14 protein-coding genes are annotated in these 15,488 nt (G+C 38.1%); 8 read left to right on the plus strand and 6 right to left on the minus strand.

Translation table 11 applies throughout. From position 1 onward, the window contains the following. Positions 1 to 5: 5 nt before the first annotated feature. The 5 genes from DRF61_RS15415 to ileS form a co-directional block, all read right to left on the minus strand. Positions 6 to 644 (minus strand): lipoprotein signal peptidase, encoded by a 639-nt coding sequence (locus DRF61_RS15415; protein ID WP_111958616.1) that lies wholly within the window; start codon positions 642 to 644, stop codon positions 6 to 8. After that, positions 644 to 829: a DUF2683 family protein gene (locus DRF61_RS15420; RefSeq protein ID WP_111958618.1), complete on the minus strand. Its 186-nt coding sequence runs from the start codon at positions 827 to 829 to the stop codon at positions 644 to 646. Before DRF61_RS15420 ends, DRF61_RS15415 begins: the two co-directional genes overlap by 1 nt. 20 nt (positions 830 to 849) lie before the next feature. Then, positions 850 to 1,095 (minus strand): DUF6576 domain-containing protein, encoded by a 246-nt coding sequence (locus DRF61_RS15425; RefSeq protein WP_111958619.1) that lies wholly within the window; start codon positions 1,093 to 1,095, stop codon positions 850 to 852. A gap of 81 nt (positions 1,096 to 1,176) precedes the next feature. Next, positions 1,177 to 1,557 carry a TraR/DksA family transcriptional regulator gene (locus tag DRF61_RS15430; protein WP_048505480.1) on the minus strand — a complete coding sequence of 127 codons (381 nt, stop codon included), beginning with the start codon at positions 1,555 to 1,557 and terminating at the stop codon, positions 1,177 to 1,179. 59 nt (positions 1,558 to 1,616) lie between these two features. Continuing rightward, a complete protein-coding gene (gene ileS, locus DRF61_RS15435; RefSeq protein WP_111958621.1) occupies positions 1,617 to 5,006 on the minus strand; it encodes an isoleucine--tRNA ligase in 3,390 nt (1,129 codons plus the stop codon). Positions 5,007 to 5,342: 336 nt separating this feature from the next. Between ileS and DRF61_RS15440 the strand changes: the two genes are divergently transcribed. The 3 genes from DRF61_RS15440 (at position 5,343) to DRF61_RS15450 (ending at position 9,024) form a co-directional block, all read left to right on the plus strand. Next, positions 5,343 to 7,031 (plus strand): M23 family metallopeptidase, encoded by a 1,689-nt coding sequence (locus tag DRF61_RS15440; protein WP_111958623.1) that lies wholly within the window; start codon positions 5,343 to 5,345, stop codon positions 7,029 to 7,031. 85 nt (positions 7,032 to 7,116) lie between these two features. Continuing rightward, on the plus strand, positions 7,117 to 8,409 hold the full coding sequence (gene flxY, locus DRF61_RS15445) for a flexirubin biosynthesis putative acyl-CoA ligase FlxY (protein WP_111958723.1): 1,293 nt from the start codon (positions 7,117 to 7,119) through the stop codon (positions 8,407 to 8,409). Between the two features lie 12 nt (positions 8,410 to 8,421). After that, the gene (locus DRF61_RS15450; RefSeq protein WP_111958625.1) at positions 8,422 to 9,024 is read left to right on the plus strand and encodes a hypothetical protein; all 603 of its coding nucleotides are present in this window, start codon (positions 8,422 to 8,424) and stop codon (positions 9,022 to 9,024) included. A gap of 81 nt (positions 9,025 to 9,105) precedes the next feature. Here the strand turns inward: DRF61_RS15450 and DRF61_RS15455 are convergent, their stop codons facing one another. Beyond that, positions 9,106 to 10,356: an NAD(P)/FAD-dependent oxidoreductase gene (locus DRF61_RS15455; RefSeq protein ID WP_111958627.1), complete on the minus strand. Its 1,251-nt coding sequence runs from the start codon at positions 10,354 to 10,356 to the stop codon at positions 9,106 to 9,108. A gap of 97 nt (positions 10,357 to 10,453) precedes the next feature. Here DRF61_RS15455 and flxA point away from each other — a divergent pair, with 97 nt between their 5' ends. The 5 genes from flxA to DRF61_RS15480 all read left to right on the plus strand — a co-directional run bounded on the left by flxA (position 10,454) and on the right by DRF61_RS15480 (position 15,373). After that, entirely contained in the window at positions 10,454 to 11,974 is a 1,521-nt protein-coding gene (flxA, locus tag DRF61_RS15460) for a flexirubin biosynthesis tyrosine ammonia-lyase FlxA (RefSeq protein WP_174772323.1), read from the plus strand. A 78-nt stretch (positions 11,975 to 12,052) separates the two neighbouring features. Next, positions 12,053 to 12,784, plus strand: a complete 732-nt coding sequence (gene flxB / locus DRF61_RS15465; RefSeq protein ID WP_111958631.1) for a flexirubin biosynthesis SDR family reductase FlxB — start codon at positions 12,053 to 12,055, stop codon at positions 12,782 to 12,784. Between the two features lie 100 nt (positions 12,785 to 12,884). Beyond that, on the plus strand, positions 12,885 to 14,105 hold the full coding sequence (locus DRF61_RS15470) for a beta-ketoacyl-[acyl-carrier-protein] synthase family protein (RefSeq protein WP_111958633.1): 1,221 nt from the start codon (positions 12,885 to 12,887) through the stop codon (positions 14,103 to 14,105). A gap of 4 nt (positions 14,106 to 14,109) precedes the next feature. Beyond that, positions 14,110 to 14,364 (plus strand): acyl carrier protein, encoded by a 255-nt coding sequence (locus DRF61_RS15475; RefSeq protein WP_034727052.1) that lies wholly within the window; start codon positions 14,110 to 14,112, stop codon positions 14,362 to 14,364. Between the two features lie 124 nt (positions 14,365 to 14,488). Continuing rightward, positions 14,489 to 15,373 carry an LpxL/LpxP family acyltransferase gene (locus DRF61_RS15480; RefSeq protein WP_111958635.1) on the plus strand — a complete coding sequence of 295 codons (885 nt, stop codon included), beginning with the start codon at positions 14,489 to 14,491 and terminating at the stop codon, positions 15,371 to 15,373. The last annotated feature ends 115 nt before the right edge of the window (positions 15,374 to 15,488 follow it).

The raw sequence follows: 15,488 nt of genomic DNA on the forward strand, positions 1-15,488 counted from the left end.
GTTTTTTAAAACTCAAGTCCGTTAGGAAAAGCTTTTTTTCTGAATATTAATAATAAAGCAGCTCCTACCGTAATGGCAGAATCGGCCACATTGAAAATATACTTGAAGAATTCAAGGTGTTTACCACCAATCAAAGGGATATTATCAGGAACATACCAGTCTACCAGAGGGAAGTGAAGCATATCTACTACACAGCCTTTCATAAAAGCAGAATAACCTTGTCCGAAAGGAACAAACTTCGAAACTCCTCCATATCCTATCCATCGGTCGATGCTTGGGTCGTAAACTGTTCCGCTGTCGAAGATAAGTCCATAAAACATTCCGTCAATGATATTTCCAATGGCACCGGCAAAAATAATAGCCATTGGGATCAAAAGATAGTTGGATGCTCCCTGCTGTAGCCATTTTTTGAACATATAAACCATTCCTCCAATTAAGAAAAGTCTAAGGATCACCAGGAAATATTTCCCGATAATACCTCCGAAATGAAGCCCGTAAGCCATTCCCGGATTCTCTACAAAAGTCAGTTTAAAGCCCGGAAGAACAGTAACACTGTCATCCAGATTGAAATGGGTTTTGATGTAAATTTTTGAAGCCTGATCAATTAACAATACTAAAAATGTTATAGCTAAGATCTTTTTCATTACTGTCCTTTTGGTTTAGAAGGTTTCTCAGAATTTTTCTTGTCAAAGATTTTCTTGGCTACCTTTTCTGTATGGAACGTATTTTTGGTCTGAGCACGCTCGTATCTGATGTTCATATCTTTTAAAACACTTTTCAGTGCACTCAGTTCCATAGGATTTTTAGGATGTACTATGATAGATTCCATTTTCTTTTCTTTTTTAAATGTTACATTTTGGACAGCTCATCGAGTTTTTTCCGGTCTTTTGCAGACAGGTCACTAACCCCGTTTTTGCCCATCTTACTCAAAATTCTGTCAATTTCTTTTTCCCTTTCACGTTTATCAGAATTAAACTGATCATCAATGGTGTAGTTCTTCTGCCGGTCAGGAAAGAATCTGTTTTTGATCCATTCTCTATTGAAAAACAGTAAAACTGCAGCAACAATAATTGCTAAAATTAATACTTCGCTCATGGGTATACATTAAAAATTAGGTTTATAAAGTATCCGTGAATACGATATAAACCCAATAGTATTTTTACAAACCTTAACGGTTTATTTCTGCATATTTTTCGCTTCAATGCTCAGCGTAGCATGAGGAACGGCTAAAAGTCTTTCCTTAGGGATCAGCTTTCCTGTCACTCTGCATACACCATAGGTTTTATTTTCGATTCGGATCAAAGCATTCTTAAGATCACGCACAAATTTTTCCTGGCGTCCTGCTAATATAGAGTTCTGCTCTTTGCTCAGCGTTTCTGCTCCTTCTTCAAAAGCTTTGAATGTAGGAGAAGTATCGTCTGTACCATTATTCTGGTCATTGATGAAGCTTTCTCTGATCAGCTGAAGATCTCTTTCTGCTTTTTCTATTTTTTCTCTTATGATAGCTTTAAATTCCTGTAAATCAGCATCGCTGTATCTTACTCTTTCGTCTGACATATTCTTTTCTCTTTTTTAATAAAATTATGAAATGGAATTTGAAATACAATAACTATATGTTAATTTTTTTCGACATTTATCTTAAAATTAACCTCATCTATTTCGATTTCGTTAAAATTTGAAAGTGAAGATACAATTTCTATTTTATTTGACAAGACCTCAGATGAAATATATTCCTCATTTTTCTTAACATCTTCAATGAAAGGTGAGTTTTCTTCAATGGAGATTTTAATCCTGTCCGTCAGTTCAAAGTCCTTCTCTTTTCGCAGATTCTGAATTCTGTTGATGAACTCCCTTGCAATACCTTCAGATTTTAATTCTTCTGTTAACGTCAAATCTAATGCCACAGTTGTTTTCCCGTCGGAAGTTACCGTCCATCCCGGGATATCTTTTGTAGAGATTTCTACATCATCAAGGGTGATCTCATACCCTTGAATATCTATTTTTCCTTCTTTTTCAAGGCTGGCAATCTGCTCTGTGCTGAAATTCGCAATTTCTCCGCCTACCGTTTTCATGTCTTTCCCTAATTTAGGACCTAAAGCTTTGAAATTCGGCTTGATTTGTTTTACAATTAAATGAGATGCTTCCTCAGCATTAATCAGCTGTAATTCTTTCACGTTCACTTCCTGCTTGATCAGGTCTGCAACGGCTAAAATCTGCTCCTCAGTTTTCGCATCCAGAACCGGAACCAATACTTTCTGTAAGGGCTGGCGAACTTTAATGTTCTCTTTCTTTCTCAGGGAGAAAACCATGCTCGTGATGTTCTGAGCCAAATGTGTTTTTTCCACCAGATCCTGATCTATCAGACTTTCATTAGCTACAGGGAAGTCTGTTAAATGCACAGATTCGCAGTTTTCTTTTCCTGTTACCTTATTTAAATCCTGATACAATTGATCCATAAAGAACGGAGCAATAGGGGCTGATAATTTCGCCACAGTCTCAAGACACGTATATAAAGTCTGGTAAGCTGAGATTTTATCATCAGAATAATCTCCTTTCCAGAAACGTCTTCTGCACAGTCTTACGTACCAGTTGCTCAGGTTATCATTCACAAATGTGCTGATTGCTCTTGCTACTCTTGTCGGTTCATAATCTTCGTAGAATGCTTTTACTTCTTTGATTAAAAGATTAAGCTCAGAAAGGATCCATCTGTCGATTTCCGGACGGTTTTCCACTTCTTTTTCCGTATAATTGAAGCCATCCACATTGGCATACAATGCAAAGAACGAGTACGTATTATAAAGTGTTCCGAAGAACTTTCTTCTCACTTCGTCAATTCCTTCGATGTCGAATTTCAGGTTTTCCCAAGGGTTTGCATTCGAGATCATGTACCATCTGGTAGCATCCGGACCGTATACGGAAAGTGTTTCGAAAGGATCCACAGCATTTCCTAAACGTTTTGACATTTTCTGCCCGTTCTTATCCAGAACAAGACCGTTACTCATCACATTTTTATAAGCAACCGAATCAAAAACAGCGGTACCGATCGCATGAAGGGTATAGAACCAACCTCTCGTCTGGTCAACACCTTCTGCAATGAAATCAGCAGGGAATGCTTTATTGTTGTCGATCATTTCCTTATTTTCAAAAGGATAATGCAGCTGTGCATAAGGCATAGATCCTGAATCGAACCAAACGTCGATAAGGTCGCTCTCGCGGTTCATTGCTTTTCCTGAATCGGAAACCAGAACCACTTTGTCCACCACATTTTTATGAAGATCAACCAATTCATAGTTCTGCTCGGACATATTTCCTATTATAAAACCTTTGAACGGATTTTCTTTCATGAATCCTGCTGCAACAGATTTTTCTATTTCATTGTATAATTCCTCTACAGATCCTATGATCTTTTCTTCTTTAAGATCTTCCGTTCTCCAGATTGGCAACGGAATCCCCCAGTATCTTGAACGGGATAAATTCCAGTCGTTCACATTTTCAAGCCAGTTCGCGAAACGTCCTTCTCCGGTAGCTTTCGGCTTCCAGTTGATTTCCTTGTTTAAATTAACCAGTCTGTCTTTTACAGCGGTCATTTTCACAAACCATGAATCAAGAGGATAATACAATACCGGCTTGTCAGTTCTCCAGCAATGCGGATAACTGTGAACATATTTCTCTACTTTGAAAGCTTTATTTTCAGTCTTCAGAACGATTGCCAGTTCCACATCCCATGATTTCTCAGGAGCAGTTCCGTCATCATAATATTCGTTCTTGATATATTTTCCTGAAAATACTTCAGGTACATTTTCACCTTTAATGAATCTACCCTGCAGGTCAACCAACGGAACCAGATTGTCGTTTCCGTCTTTTATCAACATGGGAGGAATTCCTGCCTCTTTAGCTACTCTTGCATCATCAGCACCAAATGTAGGGGCAATGTGAACGATACCGGTACCGTCCTCGGTGGTTACGAAATCTCCGATAATCACTCTGAAAGCTTTTTCAGGTGACTCCTCCGGTGTAAACCACGGGATCAGCTGTTCATATTGGGTTCCTGCCAATTTTTCTCCGGTGAATTCTTTTAATATCTTGAAAGGAATCACTTTGCTTTCTTCAGTATAACCGGCAAAATCGTCATCTGTACCTTCTGCATATTTCTTACCGAATACTTTAGGTAAAAGAACCCTTGCCAATACAATGGTGATAGGTTCAAAGGTATATTGGTTGAATGTTTTAACCAAAACATATTCAATATCTCTCCCTACTGCAAGTGCTGTATTGGAAGGTAAAGTCCATGGAGTAGTCGTCCATGCTAAAACATGTACGTCTCCATCCACATCACTGAACAGTTCAGAAGTTTCTTTCTTCGCTTTGAACTGTGCCACAACCGTTGTATCCGAAACATCACGGTACGTTCCCGGCTGATTCAGCTCGTGGGAAGATAGTCCTGTTCCTGCTTTCGGAGAATAAGGCTGGATCGTGTAACCTTTGTATAATAATTCTTTATCATACAATTGCTTCAGCAACCACCAAACCGTCTCCATATATTTTGACTTATACGTGATATACGGATCCTCAAGGTCTACCCAGTATCCGATTTTTTCCGTAAGGTCATTCCATACGTCTGTATATCGCATTACCGCTTCACGGCAGGCTTTGTTGTAATCTTCAATAGAGATTTTTTTGCCAATATCCTCTTTCGTAATTCCTAATTCTTTCTCTACGCCCAGTTCCACAGGAAGTCCGTGTGTATCCCAGCCCGCTTTACGGAAAACCTGCTTCCCGTTCTGAGTCTGGAAACGACAGAAAATATCCTTTAATGCTCTGGCCATAACGTGGTGAATTCCGGGCATACCGTTTGCTGAAGGCGGACCTTCATAAAAAACAAACTCGGCATTACCCTCGCGAATCTCAACACTTTTACTGAACGTTTTATTCTGTTTCCAAAATTCCGCTACATTCTCGGCTACGTCAATAAGGTTGAGGTTTTTGTATTCTTTAAATTGGCTCATTGTAAATATCTCAATATCGTTGATTAATTAAGTCTGCAAATTTAGTGATTTTTGTCGGTTTATAAGATATGTTTTATTTAGCTTATATCTATTAAAAACTTCAATTTCAGAAATATAAATGAGGGAAGTGGTAAAAAGTGAATGGTGAATGGTGAATAGGCCAACTTTTACTGTTGTTTTTATTATAATTTACATCCATTTTTATCAATAGAAGCGGGCTTTAGCCCGCTTAAAAAGTATAGCCCATCTTTTGGCTTTAGCCAAAACTAATTAAAAATCTTACTCATCATTATGTAAAATTTCTTAATTTTAAATAACCTCAAACCCTAATGCTGTATGAAAAACTTATGTAAAATTCTATTCGTCATCTGTTTCATCAATATAATAACAATAGGTGCTCAGATTAATTACCCACAAAATTATTTTAGGAACCCTCTGAATATTCCTATGCAGTTGGCTGCCAACTTTGGAGCCGTCCGCTCCAATCATTTTCACATGGGTTTGGATTTGCGAACCAATAGCCAGGAAAACCTATCCGTTGTTGCCGCTGCAGACGGTTATGTAAGCAGGATAAAAGTGGAACGATACGGCTTCGGAAATGCTGTTTATATTACCCATCCGAATGGTTATACCACAGTATATGCACATTTAAATAAATACTTCGATAAATTGGACGAATATGTAAAAGAAAGACAATATAAAGACGAAAAATGGGAACAGGATATCACTTTTTCTCCCGGACAGTTTCCCGTCTCTAAAGGTCAGCTCATTGCTTTGAGTGGAAATACCGGAGGTTCGGCAGGACCGCATTTACATTTTGAGATAAGAGATACAAAAACGGAAGAATGTATTAATCCTTTGCTTTTTGGCTTTAATATTCCGGACCGTGTTGTTCCTTCGATCAGCGGGCTATATTGGTATGACCGTCGTTTCAGCACCTATGAGCCTGGTGCAAATGGAATTGCAGTTAAAAAAGCCGGAAATGCATATACAACAGATGTTATTCAGGTTACTTCACCGGAAATAAGCTTTGCGGTTAAAGCTGTGGATAAAGCCAATCAGGGGTTTAATCTTGGAATTTATCAGGCAGAGCTGTTGATGGATGGTCAGCTGATCTATAGCTTTTCCATTGATAAAGTGAGCTATGACGATACCCGATATATTAATGGCTGTATAGATTACACAAAGTTTTCAAGAGATAAAATGGGCATCCAGCATTTATCTGAATTACCGGGAATGAAACTGAAAAATTACAATTTATCCGGTAAAACAGGAATTATTCGCCTCGAGGATGACAGTGTTCACAATATTGAGATTGTTTTAAAGGACGTCAATGGAAATACAAGTAAGCTGATTACAAAAGTCCGTTATGCGAGAAATTCGCAGCAGGTTACTTCTTCGGATCAATTGGTGAAACCGGATGAAGCAAAAACAGTAAGTACGGGAAATGCCGAAATCAGTCTCAGCAAAAATGCATTGTATGATGCTGTAAATTTTAAGATGGATGAAAAGCTAAGCTCCAATGCAGATGCTGTTTCCAACACCGTTATTCTTCATACTCCATATATTCCGGTTCATGATGGTTATACTTTGAAAATAAAGCCCAACAGAAAATTATCGGATAAAGAAAAAGAAAGAACAGTTGTTTTGTTCGATTATGGAAGTGATACGGATGTTGTCAAAGGAAAATGGAGCGGTGATAAAGTAGAAGCAGAGTTTAACAGGTTGGGAACAGCAACTCTCTTGTTAGATCAAAGTTTACCATATGTCTCTGCAGGTTGGAAGGACGAAACGCTTATAAAGAACAGTACTCTACGATTGAATGGAAGAACTAAAATTGGTGACATCATATCATTCCGTGCGGAACTGGACGGGAAATGGCTCCGCTTTGCCCGGGTAAAAGATGACTTTATCTATGTTTTTGATGAGAAATGTCCCAAAGGCTCAGGTTCACATACTTTGAAAGTAACAACAACCAATACGGCCGGAAATACCAATATACAGACTTTTACTTTTCAGAGGTAGAATATTGCGGGTTCCTGTTTTTAATTTTTTATTCATTCAAACGTTTAATTTTAATTAAATAAATTTGTTCCTTAAAATTAAATCATTGGAATTCTATCCGGACATCGAAAGATCAGACCTTAAGGACATTAAAAAGTTTCAAGAGCATAAGCTCCAGGAACTGTTAACGTATCTTCAAACCCATTCGCCTTTTTATCAGAGACTGTTTAAAGAGAACAGTATCAATATCTCGGATATTCAGACATTAGAAGATCTGCAAAAAATTCCTACCACCACAAAAAATGACCTGCAGGAACATAATCATGATTTTTTCTGTATTTCACCGGATAAAATTGTAGACTACAGCACCACTTCAGGAACTTTGGGTGATCCGGTAACTTTCGGATTATCAGACAGTGATCTTGAAAGACTGGCCTATAATGAAGCCATTTCATTTGCCTGCGCCGGAATTCAGAAAGGAGATGTAGTGCAGATGATCACCACAATCGATAAAAGATTTATGGCAGGTCTTGCCTATTTTCTGGGACTAAGAAAAATGGGTGCCAGCGTGGTAAGAATGGGTCCCGGTATTCCGGAACTGCAGTGGGATTCTATTCTAAGGTACAAACCTAAATACCTCATCACAGTTCCGTCTTTTCTTTTGAAGATGATTGATTATGCCGAAAAACATGGATTGGACTATAAAAACTCCAGTGTCTACGGAGCAGTTTGCATTGGTGAAAGCATCAAAAATCAGGATTTTACAGACAATATTCTTTCGCAGAAAATCAAAGAGAAATGGAATATTAAGTTATTCTCAACCTATGCTTCTACAGAAATGAGCACAGCCTTCACGGAATGCGAGTTCCAGATCGGAGGTCATCATCACCCGGAATTGATTATCACGGAAATTCTTGATGATAACGGAAATCCTGTGCAGAAAGGAGAGAACGGTGAGCTGACGATCACCACTTTAGGTGTTGAGGCTGTTCCTTTGCTGCGTTTTAAAACAGGAGATATCGTAAAGGCGCATTACGAGCCCTGCAGCTGTGGAAGAAATACCATGAGGCTTGGTCCCGTTGTCGGAAGAAAACAGCAGATGATCAAGTACAAAGGAACAACATTGTATCCGCCTGCAATGAATGATATTTTAAATGATTTTAATACTATATTATGCTATCAGATTGTTATTCAGTCGAATGAAATCGGTTTGGATGAAATTATCATCAAACTAAGCACAGACCAGGACCAGGAAACCTTCGTTAATGAAGTTCGGGATCATTTCAGGGCAAAACTGAGGGTAAGTCCTAAAATTGAAATCGTAGATTTTGATATTCTGTCTAAAACTGTTTTTAATCCGAACAGCAGAAAACCAATCACATTTATAGATTTAAGATAATAAGACCAGAGGATGAAAAAAATATTATTTCTTTTGTTAATTGCTCTTTCTGCCGGTGTTATGGCTCAAAGGGTAAGAGTTGTTTCCGGAGATTACAAATTCCTGAAAGATCAGAAATTCATCAAAGTAATTTTCAAATTTGATGGCGTTACTTTTGCGAAAAAGAAGATCAGTGAGGATCAGTATATCAAAGATAGGATGGAGGATATTGAGCAGACCAACGGTAAAGAAGAATCTGAAAAATGGAGAAAAGACTGGGAATATTCAAAAGAAAAAAGTTTTCCGGATAAATTTTTGGCTTCATGGAATAAAAATATCGATATAAAGGCTGCCACAAACATTGAGCAGACAAAATATACCCTTATTGTAGAGCCTACATGGATTTCCCAGGGATGGTTTGCCGGGGTTGTCAACGAGCCTGCAAAATTGGATTCCAGAATGACCTTTGTAGAAACAAATAATCCCGATCATGTTTTACTGGTTGTTGAAGGAGTTGGAGCAACAGGTGATAATGTGATAGGAATTCCCAACCATAATGACAGGATTGCGGAATGTTATGCAAAGACTTCAAAAATGTTGGCTCTGAAAGCAAACCACTACAAAGAAAAAAAGTAATAATTGATTGCTTTTTTATAATATATTTGAAAAAGCAATTAAATAAAACAAAAAGCGGTCTGAAATTTTCAGACCGCTTTTTTATGGTTGTTCCTGCTGTCTCTCTGTTTTGATGAGGTTGGCAAGATTTTTAATAACCGTATCATGTTTTTTTACAAAAGGATTGTCTTTGTTCCAGACATAGCCTGCTAAGACCGCACATATTTTCTGCTTTACATCTTCATTTTCAGGCCTGTGGAAAAATAACTCTTGCAGATTTCCGGTATACCATTCCTTTACGTAAGTCGTGAAAACATCCACACCGTAAAGAATATAATCACTGTATTCTTTCTGCCAGTCGATTTTCTCACCATTAAGCTGTCTTAAAGCCAGTTTTGCAGCAAGCATACCCGATTCCGTAGCAAATGCCATTCCCGACGAGAATACAGGATCCAGGAACTCAGAAGCGTTTCCTGTCAGGGCGTATCCGTCACCAAACAGTTGCTTTACCGAGCACGAATAATCTTTCAGGTGTCTTGGCTCAAAAATAAAATCTACATGGCCAAAACGTTTTACATAATAATCAGAAAGGGAAATAGCTTTCCTTAATGCTTCCGTTACATCCCCATTTTCAGACAATCTTTCAATATATTCTGTAGGACCTACAATGCCTACACTCGTGTTTCCGTTGGAAAAAGGAATTACCCAAAGCCAGACTTCAGTTTCAATAATGTCAAAAGAAATTAAAGTGCCTTCCTGACCTTCTTCTCTGTTAATATCTTCTACATGAGAGAAAATAGCAGAATGCGGAGAAAGTTTTGAAGGTTTTTCAAGATCAAGAAGTCTTGGCAGTACTCTTCCATAGCCACTAGAATCGATTACGAACTTAGAGTGGATCTCTTTCGTTTCACCGTTTTTATTTCTTACGGTGGTTATAGAATCTGTGCCGTTGAACTGTATATCAATAACTTCTGTTTCAAATTCCAGATCAATGCCTTTATTGATAACTTCCTGAGCCAGAGTATTATCAAAATCAGCTCTCGGAACCTGCCAGGTCCAGTCCCAGCCTTCCCCGAACTTGTCACTAAAATCAAAAATGCATACTTCATCGCCTCGTAAAAAACGTGCTCCCAGCTTTTTTTCAAAGCCCATTTTATCCAAAGCCGGAAAAAGTCCGGCTTCATCAAAATGATCCATTACCCTGGGAATTAAGCTTTCACCAACCACCAGTCTGGGGAATTTTGTCTTCTCAACAACTTTCACGTTGACATTGTTCTTCTTTAAGTATGAAGAAGATACGCATCCGGAAGGCCCAGCACCGATTACGAGAACATCAACAAATTCTTTACTCATCTTGATTTTTTATTTTAATAATAACTTCTATCTTTGCCGCAAAATTAGTGACAATTAATTAATATTTTACAAAATTAGCAACTATTACTTTTAATTGATGAAAATAAATAACTTTTTAGAACTGAGGGATTTTCAAAAAATTATCATTGAAAACGAAAAAATCGAGCTGAATGAATCACTTTTGGACAGAGTGGAAGAAAGTTTTCAGTTTTTAAAGGAATTTTCGAAAAATAAAGTAATATATGGTGTCAATACCGGCTTCGGGCCGATGGCTCAGTTCAAAATCAGTGATGAAGATACGCATCAGCTTCAGTATAATTTGATCCGAAGCCATTCTTCAGGAATCGGAAATCCGCTGCCCGCCCAGGAAGTAAAAGCCTGTATGCTGGCGAGACTTAATACACTTTCTCTTGGAAATTCAGGGGTACACCAGTCTGTTATTCATTTGCTTAAAGAGTTGATCAACAGAGATATTACACCGCTGATTTTTGAACACGGAGGAGTAGGTGCTAGTGGTGATTTAGTTCAGCTTGCCCACCTTGCTTTGGTCCTGATCGGGGAAGGTGAAGTTTTTTACAAAGGAGAAAGAAAAGCAACAAAAGAAGTTTTTGAAACAGAAGGATTAGAACCGATCACAGTGGAAATCCGTGAAGGACTTGCCCTGATGAACGGAACTTCTGTAATGTCCGGAATAGGAATTGTTAATGCATATAAAGCCAATCAGTTAACGGATATTTCAATCAGGCTTTCCTGTGCGATCAACGAGATTGTTCAGGCTTATGATGATCATTTATCAGAAGCTTTGAACGGTACAAAAAAACATTACGGTCAGCAGAAAGTAGCCGAAAGAATGCGTGCTCATTTGGCAGACAGCAAACTGATCAGAAAAAGAGAGGACCATCTTTATACCCACTTTGAAGAGCAGGAAAAAGTATTTAAGGAAAAAGTCCAGGAATATTATTCTTTAAGATGTGTTCCCCAGATCTTAGGTCCGGTTTTGGATACCTTGGAATATACTGAGAACGTTCTTGAAAATGAAATCAATTCAGCGAATGACAACCCGATCATCAATGTAAAAGACAAGCATGTATACCACGGCGGAAATTTCCACGGAGATTATATTTCATTGGAAATGGATAAGCTGAAAATTGTTGTTACCAAACTTACGATGCTTGCAGAAAGGCAGTTGAACTACCTTTTAAATGCAAAGATCAACGAAATATTGCCTCCTTTTGTAAATTTAGGTAAATTAGGCTTCAATTTCGGGATGCAGGGTGTTCAGTTTACAGCAACATCTACAACGGCGGAAAGTCAGATGCTTTCAAATTCCATGTATGTACACAGTATACCTAATAATAATGATAATCAGGATATTGTAAGCATGGGGACCAATGCAGCAGTGATCTGCAGAAAAGTAATCGAGAATGCATTTGAAGTGCTGGCTATTGAAGCAATTACAATCATCCAGGCTGTTGAATATCTTGGATTTCAGGATAAAGTTTCGTCTTCTACCAAAGAGCTGTATGACGAGATAAGAAAGATTATTCCTGCATTCTCTGATGATATGGTGATGTATCCTTACCTGGAGGAGGTGAAAAAGTATTTAAAGGCAATGTAATTATCAGTGATAATGAATTGTTATACACTTGAGGATTAAATTAACGGAAAAAAACTAAAACTAAATAAACACGAACACATGAAATGTGCAATTGTCACAGGCGGCTCCAGGGGAATTGGAAGAGCGGTCTGTATAAAACTGGCGGAAGAAAAAAACTATCATATACTCATCAACTACGCTTCAAACGAGGCAGCGGCTAAAGAAACTTTGGCTAAAGTACAGGAATTGGGAGCTACAGGAGAGATCCTTAAATTTGATGTAGCCAATGCTGAAGAAAGCTTGAATGTTTTGACGCAATGGCAGGATAATAATCCTGATGCTATTGTTGAGGTGATCGTAAACAACGCCGGAATTACAAGAGACGGATTATTCATGTGGATGCAGAGTGAAGACTGGAACAGTGTGATCAATACAAGTCTGAATGGTTTTTTCAACGTAACTAATTTCTTTATCCAGAAACTTCTTCGTAATAAATACGGAAGAATCATCAATATGGTTTCCGTTTCCGGAGTAAAAGGAACAGCGGGACAAACCAATTATTCTGCAGCAAAAGGAGCCTTAGTTGGTGCTACAAAAGCTTTAGCTCAGGAAGTTGCGAAAAGAAATATTACGGTAAATGCAGTAGCTCCCGGATTCATCAGAACAGATATGACCCAGGATTTTAATGAAGACGAGCTTAAAGCGATGATCCCGGCCAACAGATTTGGAGAAGCAGAAGAAGTAGCAGACTTAGTAGCGTTTTTAGCTTCAAGAAAAGCTTCATACATTACCGGGGAAATAGTAAATATAAACGGAGGAATTTACTCTTAAATAATGTAACAATATAACAATGTACCGGTGTAACAATAGTGCTGTGACCTTAATAAGATTGTTACCTTTAAACTGATACATTGTTAAATTAATAGAACTCATGGAAAATAGGGTTGTAATTACCGGAATGGGAATTTATTCTTGCATCGGGACCTCTTTGGAAGAAGTCAGAGAATCCCTATATCAAGGAAAATCCGGTATTGCTTTAGTACAGGAAAGAAAAGAATTCGGGTTCAGGTCAGGCCTTACAGGTGTAGTACCAAAGCCCGATCTTAAAAATCTACTCAACAGACGCCAGCGTGTAAGCATGGGTGAGGAAAGCGAATATGCTTACCTTGCGACCAGTGATGCGCTTCAACAGGCAGGTATAGACCAGGATTTCCTGGACAGCCATGAAGTAGGTATTTTATACGGAAACGACAGCGTTTCTCAGGCAGTAGTAGAATCTATCGACATTGCCAGAGAAAAGAAAGATACCACATTGATGGGATCGGGAGCGATCTTCAAATCAATGAACTCTACCGTAACGATGAACCTTTCAACCATCTTTAAGCTGAAAGGAATTAATCTTACCATCAGTGCAGCGTGTGCCAGCGGTTCACATTCATTAGGACTTGCTTATATGATGATCAGGAACGGTTTTCAGGATATGATCATCTGTGGAGGAGCCCAGGAAACCAACAAATATTCAATGGCGAGCTTTGATGGCCTCGGTGTTTTCTCTGTAAGGGAAGATGAGCCTACAAAAGCATCAAGACCTTTTGATACCGGAAGAGACGGGCTTATTCCAAGTGGGGGAGCAGCCAGCCTTATTGTGGAAAGCTTAGAATCTGCCCAGAAAAGGGGAGCAACTATCCTTGCAGAGATAGTGGGTTATGGTTTCTCTTCCAATGGAGGACATATCTCAACCCCTAATGTAGACGGTCCGGCTTTAGCGATGGATAGGGCTTTAAAACAATCAGGATTAAAAGCAGAGGATATCGATTATATCAATGCTCATGCGACTTCCACACCCATTGGTGATGCCAATGAAGCCAAAGCGATATACGAGATCTTCGGAAGCGATGTTCCTGTAAGTTCTACCAAGTCCATGACTGGTCATGAATGCTGGATGGCAGGCGCAAGTGAAGTCGTTTACTCAATTCTGATGATGCAGAACGATTTCGTTGCACCCAACATTAACCTGGAAAACCCTGACGATGAGGCGAAGAAGATAAATTTGGTCTCAAAAACGAAAAATCAAAAAATTGACGTATTTTTGTCAAATTCTTTCGGATTTGGGGGAACCAACTCCGCATTAATAGTTAAAAAATTTGATTAAAAACATGGAAAGGGAAAAAATTGTTGACATCGTTAATGATTTCTTAGTAAACGAATTCGAAGTGGATGGTGATGAGATCAGCAATGATGCCAATCTGAAAAAGACGCTTGGACTTGACAGTCTGGACTATATTGATATGGTTGTGGTTATCGAATCTAATTTTGGAGTAAAATTAGGAGAGGCAGATTTCAAAAAAATGGTCACATTTGATGACTTCTATACTACTATTGAACAAAAAATTGCTGAAAAAAACGCATAACTATCGATTGAACTTTATTCTTTAACAATATACCAATGTAATAATGTAACAGTGTACCAATGGTGAATAAATGCAATAATAGTATTGTTACATTGGTACACTGTTACATTGATAAATTAGACTTATGAACAAGTGGAAAGGTAAATCTAAAGGAACCATATTAGGATATAAAATATTCGTGTGGTGTATTAGAAATATCGGGATCCGGAGTTCATATGTTGTGCTCTATTTCGTAGCTTCCTATTATTTTTTATTCTTGAAAAAGAGCAACAGTTACATCTTTTACTATTTTCAGAAAAGACTGGATTACGGATATTGGAAATCAAAAGCTTCCGTATTTAAAAGCTATTTTACCTTCGGAAAAGTACTGATTGATAAAACGGCAATTTCTGCCGGTTTAAGAGAGAAATATACCTACGAATTTGATGGCGTTGAAAATCTCACCAACCTTCTGGCTGAAAAGAAAGGAGGTGTCCTTATCAGTGCCCATATCGGGAATTTTGAAATAGCAGAACATTTCTTTGCTGACATTGATTTCGATTGCCAGATCAATCTTGTCACTACAGACCAGGAAGTGACGGTCATTAAAGAATACCTGGAAAGCGTTGCTGTAAAACAGAGTAATATTAAGTTTATCTATGTCAAAGACGATATGTCGCATATTTTTGAGATCAATCAGGCTTTGTCAAATAATGAGCTGATCTGTTTTACAGGAGACCGTTATTTCGAAGGTTCGAAATACCTCGAAGCCGATCTGCTGGGGAAAAGTGCAAAATTTCCGGCCGGTCCGTTCCTTATTGCTTCACGTTTAGGTGTTCCTGTGGTTTATGTGTATGTGATGAAAGAAAAAAAACTTCATTACCACTTATACGCAAGGGTTGCAAAAAATATTAAAAACCGTGATTCTCAGGGACTTCTCAATTCTTATGTTCAGAATCTTGAAACCATGATCAGAAAATATCCCCTTCAATGGTTCAATTATTTCGATTTTTGGGATGATATTGATTAATTTTTCTAATTTTATCCCTGAAAACTAATTAATAAACTCAAATTGTTAAATAAATTCAGGAATTAGATAAATAAACCTTTCATTCAGGTTCAGGTATTGCTTTGTAATCTCTGGA

Origin of the sequence: Chryseobacterium lathyri, assembly GCF_003290185.1 — a bacterium.
Lineage (GTDB): Bacteria > Bacteroidota > Bacteroidia > Flavobacteriales > Weeksellaceae > Chryseobacterium > Chryseobacterium lathyri.

Coding starts and splice junctions, on each gene's coding strand:
- DRF61_RS15415 (WP_111958616.1), bottom strand. CDS start 644: ATGAAAAAGATCTTAGCTATAACATTTTTAGTATTGTTAATTGATCAG.
- DRF61_RS15420 (WP_111958618.1), bottom strand. CDS start 829: ATGGAATCTATCATAGTACATCCTAAAAATCCTATGGAACTGAGTGCA.
- DRF61_RS15425 (WP_111958619.1), bottom strand. CDS start 1,095: ATGAGCGAAGTATTAATTTTAGCAATTATTGTTGCTGCAGTTTTACTG.
- DRF61_RS15430 (WP_048505480.1), bottom strand. CDS start 1,557: ATGTCAGACGAAAGAGTAAGATACAGCGATGCTGATTTACAGGAATTT.
- ileS (WP_111958621.1), bottom strand. CDS start 5,006: ATGAGCCAATTTAAAGAATACAAAAACCTCAACCTTATTGACGTAGCC.
- DRF61_RS15440 (WP_111958623.1), top strand. CDS start 5,343: ATGAAAAACTTATGTAAAATTCTATTCGTCATCTGTTTCATCAATATA.
- DRF61_RS15450 (WP_111958625.1), top strand. CDS start 8,422: ATGAAAAAAATATTATTTCTTTTGTTAATTGCTCTTTCTGCCGGTGTT.
- DRF61_RS15455 (WP_111958627.1), bottom strand. CDS start 10,356: ATGAGTAAAGAATTTGTTGATGTTCTCGTAATCGGTGCTGGGCCTTCC.
- flxA (WP_174772323.1), top strand. CDS start 10,454: ATGAAAATAAATAACTTTTTAGAACTGAGGGATTTTCAAAAAATTATC.
- flxB (WP_111958631.1), top strand. CDS start 12,053: ATGAAATGTGCAATTGTCACAGGCGGCTCCAGGGGAATTGGAAGAGCG.
- DRF61_RS15470 (WP_111958633.1), top strand. CDS start 12,885: ATGGAAAATAGGGTTGTAATTACCGGAATGGGAATTTATTCTTGCATC.
- DRF61_RS15475 (WP_034727052.1), top strand. CDS start 14,110: ATGGAAAGGGAAAAAATTGTTGACATCGTTAATGATTTCTTAGTAAAC.
- DRF61_RS15480 (WP_111958635.1), top strand. CDS start 14,489: ATGAACAAGTGGAAAGGTAAATCTAAAGGAACCATATTAGGATATAAA.